This window comes from Desulfobacter sp. UBA2225 (genome assembly GCF_002348205.1).
Lineage (GTDB): Bacteria > Desulfobacterota > Desulfobacteria > Desulfobacterales > Desulfobacteraceae > Desulfobacter > Desulfobacter postgatei.
The window spans coordinates 2,850-9,163 of record NZ_DDYV01000328.1; the positions used below are offsets into that span (position 1 = coordinate 2,850).

Below are 6,314 nucleotides of genomic sequence, written 5' to 3' on the forward strand. Positions count from 1 at the left end.
CCCCCAACCCATTAATTTTTTAAGCTTAATTTCAGAAAGAATCATCCCCAAAAGGATCAGTCCCGCACCGATCAGACCGGTTACGCCAATCTTTTCGTCAATCAAAAAATAAGCACAAACCGCTGCAAAAACAGGTTCAAGGCAGAAGATCAGAGCCGTTGATGGCGCACTGATAAACTGTTGCATACCTGTTTGAACCAGAAATGCGAATATCGTTGCAAACAACACGCAGAGAATAAGGGCATCACGGATTTCAGGATACCAGACGAGTGCATCATGTCCTGTAAAATATGTGATGAGCAGGCTCAGGAGACCGATTACACCCAGCTGGATCGTTGTCAGCCAGTAGACATCACACTCCCGGGCATATTTCCCGGTATATATAATGTGAATAGCAATGCAGATCGAACAGATAAGGCCCAGCAGATCACCCTTGTTAAAAGAGCAGCTTGTTCCTGTGGCACATAAAAAATAAAGCCCGATAAATGCGAGTAGGGCACCGGCAAGAGATTTTCCAGAAATGGCTTTTTTAAAAATTACGGCGGATAAAAGGGGGACAAAAACAACATTCAGTCCGGTTAAAAAAGCCGTATTTGATGCCGAAGTGTATAAAAGTGCCACCGTTTGAAACGCAAAGCCGCCAAAAAGCATGACCCCTAAAACGCTGCCCTTTAAAAGGGTTTTGCCGTCTACGGGCCGTTTTAGAAACGGCCACAGGAGCAGAAGAATAAATGAGGCCGCAATGAATCTTTGGGCAAGAAAAACAAATACGTCTACCTGGTTAACCGCATTTTGAACAACAACAAAGGTAACACCCCAGAAAAATGTTGTTAAAATCAGAAGAATATATGCACCCGCAATTTTTAATTTTTTATTTTGAAGCATCATACAAAAACGCATTGAATATAATATAAATTTTTTTTCTTATGGAATTGGCCCAGCGCCAACAAAAATCAGGCTGGATTATTAACCATAATTTAAAAACAAAGGCAAACAAAAAAGCGCTGCATCTTTTTTTCGTTTGACTTCAAAAAGTCTAATGCGTATTTTTTGGGCTTGATTTATTTTGAATTTAACTTATGGAAGGAGGGTATTTATGAAACTATTTAAATTAATTACGGTGCTGTGCGCTATTGGTTCCGGGTTTTTGATGACAATGCCCGGAAGCGTTTTCGCAGCTAAAACCCAAAGGGTTATTACCGTTGCATCGGATGCAACCTGGCCGCCAATGGAAATGATTGATGAAAATAAAAATCTTGTAGGCTTCGATATTGATTATATGAATGCTGTTGCCAAGGAAGCAGGATTCAAGGCCGTTATCAAAAATACTGCATGGGATGGTATTTTTGCCGGCGTAGAAGTTGGTAAATACGATGCAATCATCTCTTCTGTAACGATCACTGACAAACGTAAAAAAGCAATGGATTTTTCAATGCCTTATGTCAATGCAGGTCAGGTGCTTGTTGTGCCTGTTGCCTCTTCTGCAAAAGTCATTGCAGATCTTAAGGGTAAAGCAGTCGGTGCTCAGATTGGTACAACCGGTGCCATGGAAATCAAAAAAGTGCAAGGCGTTGAGCTCAAATCTTATGATGAGATCGGTCTTACATTTGAAGATATGGCCGCAGGAAGAATTGACGGTGTTGTTTGTGATACGGCAATTGCTGCTAATTATGCACTTCAGAAAGAAAGTTATAAAGGTCAATTTAAAATTGTCGGAAAGCCTTTTACGCAGGAAAACTACGGCATCGTTGTTAAAAAAGGAAACAAAGAGCTTGTTGATCTGATCAACAAAGGTATCAAGGCGGTACAGGCCAAAGGTATCGACAAGGAACTTGAGGAAAAGTGGCTGCAATAATTTGATTTAGTCCATAAAGCCTGATCCTTTTGGATCAGGTTTTTTTATTGACGTCGTAAAAAGTTCCATAGCCATGGTATGGCTATCAATTTAGACAAGGAAAGAAAAAATGCCAATCTCTGGTAATACTGACAAACCCAAAAAAATAGAAATTTCCGACGGTGGGGCAATTCCCAAAAAAGATGATATCGGGTTGTTTACTGCTTGGCGGGTGACCTTTGTCGGTGCCATATCAATGATTGTTGCGCTCGTCTATTTTAAACCTGATCCGTATCTTGATATATTAAAATTTCTGCCGGATGGGATTTATGTAACGTTCAAAGTAACCATCGCATCAATTTTTTTATCACTGGTATTTGGTCTGATTGCAGGGCTTGGCAGAATCTCCAAAAATAGGTTCATCAACGGAATGGCTTCCCTTTATGTTGAAATTATCAGAGGAATTCCGCTTCTGGTTCAGCTCTTTTACATCTACTTTGCATTGGGAAAATTTGTCCAACTTCCTGCTGAAGTTTGCGCAATCATTGCCATGTCCATCTGTTACGGCGCCTACATGGCGGAAATTTTCAGAGCCGGTATCGATGCCATTCCAAAAGGCCAGACAGAAGCAGCAAGATCCCTTGGGATGACTTCGTCACAGACAACCAAGCACGTTATCCTTCCCCAGGCCGTAAAAACCATACTGCCGCCTGTCGGAAATGAATTTATCGCTCTTTTAAAGGATTCCTCTCTTGTTTCAATCCTTGCCGTTTCAGATCTTTTAAGGCGGGGCAGAGAATTTGCGTCCGAATCATTTGATTATTTTGAAACATACACAATGGTAGCCCTTATCTACCTTGTAATCACATTGATCCTGTCAAAACTTGTGGGCATTATGGAGGATAAGATAAGTGACGATGAATAGCAAAGCCCTTGTACACATAGAAAATGTCAGTAAATTTTACGGCGCCCTAAAAGCTTTGGACAGCGTTTCACTGGACGTTCATGATGGTGAAAAAGTTGTTATCATAGGCCCCAGCGGTTCCGGTAAAAGTACACTCTTAAGATCCATCAACCAGCTCGAAACCATTGATGCCGGTAAAATTATCATTGATGGTGTTGATATTTACGATAAAGCCACCGATATCAACAAGGTTCGTGAAGAAGTCGGCATGGTCTTCCAGTCTTTTAACGTCTTCCCCCATAAAACGGTCATGGACAACCTGAACCTTGCCCAGGTTGTTGTCAGAAAACGAACCCGTGAAGAAGCCACCGCGATTTCAACAAAACTGCTTGAAAAGGTGGGTATTTTTGACAAAGCAGGTGAATATCCGGGTAAACTTTCCGGCGGTCAGCAGCAGCGGGTTGCCATTGCAAGAGCCCTTGCCATGACACCGAAAATAATGCTTTTTGATGAACCGACCTCAGCCCTTGACCCTGAAATGATCGGTGAAGTTTTAGATGTTATGATTAAGCTTGCCAAAGAAGGGATGACAATGGTTGTTGTTACCCATGAAATGGGGTTTGCAAGGGAAGTTGCAGACAGAATTATCTTCATGGATCACGGAGCCATTGTTGAACAGGGAACGCGGGATGAATTTTTTAATCACACTAAAAATGACCGAGCCAAGCTGTTCCTGAGCCAGATTTTATAAGAACTGAACGCAATAAAGAAGTTAGAACCTGATTGAAATTTTTTTATACCACAAATTACATTATTACGTCCATGACACCAAGGTCACTGGGTCTGACTCCTTTGGGGCCGGCTTTCTTTTTTTTCAGTACCCCGACCCGTTTGCCTTCAAGGCCCGTGATAAAGCTCTTTTCACCAAGAGGACGCGCAGTTATCCCATGCTTTTGTAGTGGATTTATCTTATTTAAGAATGAAAAAACCAGCCCTGGGTACTTTAATATGGACAGCTAATCCATTCTTGGCGTGAATCGGCATCTGTCTTCCGATCTGGCCTGCATCAGTCGAGTAAAGACATGTCAGGGTCGTATTTTTCTCATGAATAGCGCTGTCTATGGTTATCCACACGGAAATATCTTTATTGGGATCTGTATTTATTCCGCACACGAACTCCTGTTCGGAAAAAATTCTTGACCAGGCGACAACCCATTTGAGCTCGTTGTTAATGGGTTGCGGGTAAAAGAAATCAACGCCGGTATGGGAAACCTGACGCAGGAACTGTCTTCCCCGACGTAAAGCGATGTTTTCCTTTTTGCCGCGTATTGCACAGACACGTTGGATAAAGGCAAATATTTCGTGGGTTTCATTGAAAAAGTGTTTGCCGGTGCTTTGCAGTGAACCAAAGTTACCGCCAAACATACATTCCCGCAAAAAGACGTCACTGAAGTTTTTATCGTCCTTTCTTTGATCCGCACCGTTGAATCCCTGTTCGGTGCCATAATAGAGACAAGGGATACCGATGCTGGTAAGGTTGAGTCCGAGAGCCGGACGGAGCAATTGATAACTTTCCATCGAATCACCGCAAAACCGGTATTTATGATCTACGCCAACCTGATCGTGATCGTCGAACATGGTTACCACGTGTTTGGCATACCACTGGTGGGTGTTTTTGTCGTCCTGAAGACTGTTCCTGAACAAATCGAAATATCCTTCCTGATCAAGGGTTTCCGGGTTGCCGGGGCTTCGTTTTCCTTTTGCCAGGTTTTCGAGTTTGTCAGGAATATCATTGATCCCCAGTGCGGCGTCGAGGCCTGTATAATTGATAATATTGAAGGCGTTGGATCGTCCGCCAGTCACCTCACCAATCAAGTAAAAATTCTCCTTGCCCAGTGATTGGGCATATTCGTGAATTACATTGGCGAATATACGAACCGCGCCGGGTTCCATGTGTTTTACTGTGTCGATCCGGTAGCCGTCAATATCGGCATAGCCGATCCAGAATTTATAGATATCACACAGGTAGTTGAAGCCCGGAGCGCCTTGAAAGGAATCGATTCGTTTTTTCAGATCCCAGGCCATTGTCGGGTCCTTGATTGCCGAACCATGTTCGATCTCCTTCAACTCACAAAAATCGCCTTCAATGTATTCCGGAAAAGCATCCCAGGATCTAATTTCGCCTTTACGGGTCCAAATCTTTTGATCCTGGAATTCTATGGGCCAGACCGCTGAGCCCGGCTATTCAGATTCATGGGATGATGCCATATCAAGATAACCGCCGCCATCTTTGCGATATCCTTCCACAGGCCATACCTGCCCCTGGTAATAATAATAGCGGTCTCCTCCTTTGTAGGCAAAAATATCCCCGGCATGGTTGAGGATGATATCGAGTATGATCCTGATGCCCTTATCATGGGCTGCCTCAACTAACTCCTTGAGATCCTCTCTGCTGCCATAGCGGGGATCTATATTGAGGAAATTAAATGTTCCGTAGCCATGATAGCTTCCGCTTTGGGGAAGCTGTTCAAATATGGGGTTGAGCCATAAGGCCGTTATCCCCATGCGTTTCAAATAGCCGAGTTTATCCTCAATTCCCTTGATATTTCCGCCGCACCAGGTTTTTCCGGCATTGAACCAAGTTTCCCGATCAGCTTTCCAGGCATCGTTCCGGATATTGAACAGAGGGGTTGTTCTTAAAGCGGACTTTTGAACCGGATTTCCATTTATATCGTTAAACCCCCCAAATTCTTTGCCATTGGAAAATCGATCGACAAAGAGAAAATAGAGTACCTCGTCTTCCCATGCAACCGGAGACGGATAGTAAGTTTTACCTTGTTTCAATGTATTCCAATTGATTTCTGCCAGACTTTTTTCAATATGCGTATTAGTCATACTTGCCTCCTTTGATAGGTGATTACAATGACAGTAAATATTCGGGTTAGTCATTTTTAAGTTGATTTGAGTAAAGTCCTAAAATTCTGGTCCAGAGGATAAACCCAAACGTCTTTGATGGGAACAATCACCGTCCCTTTCTTTAGGTGAGCACCTAATTTACCCCGCCCTTTAGTTTCTCCAACAATTTGCCAGTTTGCGGCTTTATAACAGGTCCCTGCGAAACGATCTTTTTGAACAAACGTCTCAAGCAGGACAGGTCCGATATTATACTTGCTGTGCCAATCATCAGGGAGTCGGTGTGTGATTAATGAGAGAACTTTGGATGCCAAATTTTTTGATTGAATCCATGGCAAAATAAGGAATCTGGCATTATTCACAATCAAATGCAAATTTGCCTTTCTTTGATCATGAGTCCATCCAATAAACTGATCTCTTGGTGCGGTTTGCCATGCCGCTGCACCGAACCCTGCCAGGGCAACGATCTGTTCGCCGGCAGTAATGAAATATCGAAGTTGGGCACCTGGCAACGGCTTATGCCCAAGATAATGATACCTTTCGATGTATTCATTCCACAAAGCAGATGTTGCTTTGGTAACGATCTGCAAATTAAGTTCCGGCAAACGATGAACCGGACAGACAACCCGGCTTTGCGGATCCGTAGCTGAAGTTAATTTAATG

At 43.1% G+C, this 6,314-nt stretch carries 7 protein-coding genes; 3 read left to right on the forward strand and 4 right to left on the reverse strand.

What is annotated here, in order from left to right; genetic code table 11:
• The coding region (locus B3D59_RS17130; RefSeq protein ID WP_286822359.1) for a DMT family transporter at positions 1 to 888 on the reverse strand (888 nt) is incomplete at its 3' end.
• Between the two features lie 208 nt (positions 889 to 1,096).
• On the opposite strand from B3D59_RS17130, the gene B3D59_RS17135 reads away from it, so the two are divergent.
• The 3 genes from B3D59_RS17135 to B3D59_RS17145 all read left to right on the forward strand — a co-directional run bounded on the left by B3D59_RS17135 (position 1,097) and on the right by B3D59_RS17145 (position 3,489).
• Positions 1,097 to 1,855 carry a basic amino acid ABC transporter substrate-binding protein gene (locus tag B3D59_RS17135; protein WP_286822360.1) on the forward strand — a complete coding sequence of 253 codons (759 nt, stop codon included), beginning with the start codon at positions 1,097 to 1,099 and terminating at the stop codon, positions 1,853 to 1,855.
• A 109-nt stretch (positions 1,856 to 1,964) separates the two neighbouring features.
• Positions 1,965 to 2,759: an amino acid ABC transporter permease gene (locus tag B3D59_RS17140; protein ID WP_286822361.1), complete on the forward strand. Its 795-nt coding sequence runs from the start codon at positions 1,965 to 1,967 to the stop codon at positions 2,757 to 2,759.
• Positions 2,752 to 3,489, forward strand: coding sequence for an amino acid ABC transporter ATP-binding protein (locus B3D59_RS17145; protein ID WP_286822362.1), 738 nt, complete (start codon positions 2,752 to 2,754; stop codon positions 3,487 to 3,489). The genes B3D59_RS17140 and B3D59_RS17145 overlap by 8 nt, the downstream gene beginning before the upstream one ends.
• Before the next feature lie 218 nt (positions 3,490 to 3,707).
• Here B3D59_RS17145 and B3D59_RS17150 read toward each other — a convergent pair whose 3' ends face one another.
• The 3 genes from B3D59_RS17150 to B3D59_RS17160 all read right to left on the reverse strand — a co-directional run.
• Complete coding sequence (locus tag B3D59_RS17150; RefSeq protein WP_286822363.1) at positions 3,708 to 4,865, reverse strand: alpha-amylase family glycosyl hydrolase; 1,158 nt, start codon at positions 4,863 to 4,865, stop codon at positions 3,708 to 3,710.
• Positions 4,866 to 4,979: 114 nt separating this feature from the next.
• Complete coding sequence (locus B3D59_RS17155) at positions 4,980 to 5,633, reverse strand: alpha-amylase family glycosyl hydrolase (RefSeq protein WP_286822364.1); 654 nt, start codon at positions 5,631 to 5,633, stop codon at positions 4,980 to 4,982.
• 56 nt (positions 5,634 to 5,689) lie between these two features.
• On the reverse strand, positions 5,690 to 6,314 hold a 625-nt coding region (locus B3D59_RS17160), incomplete at its 5' end, for a Druantia anti-phage system protein DruA (RefSeq protein ID WP_286822365.1).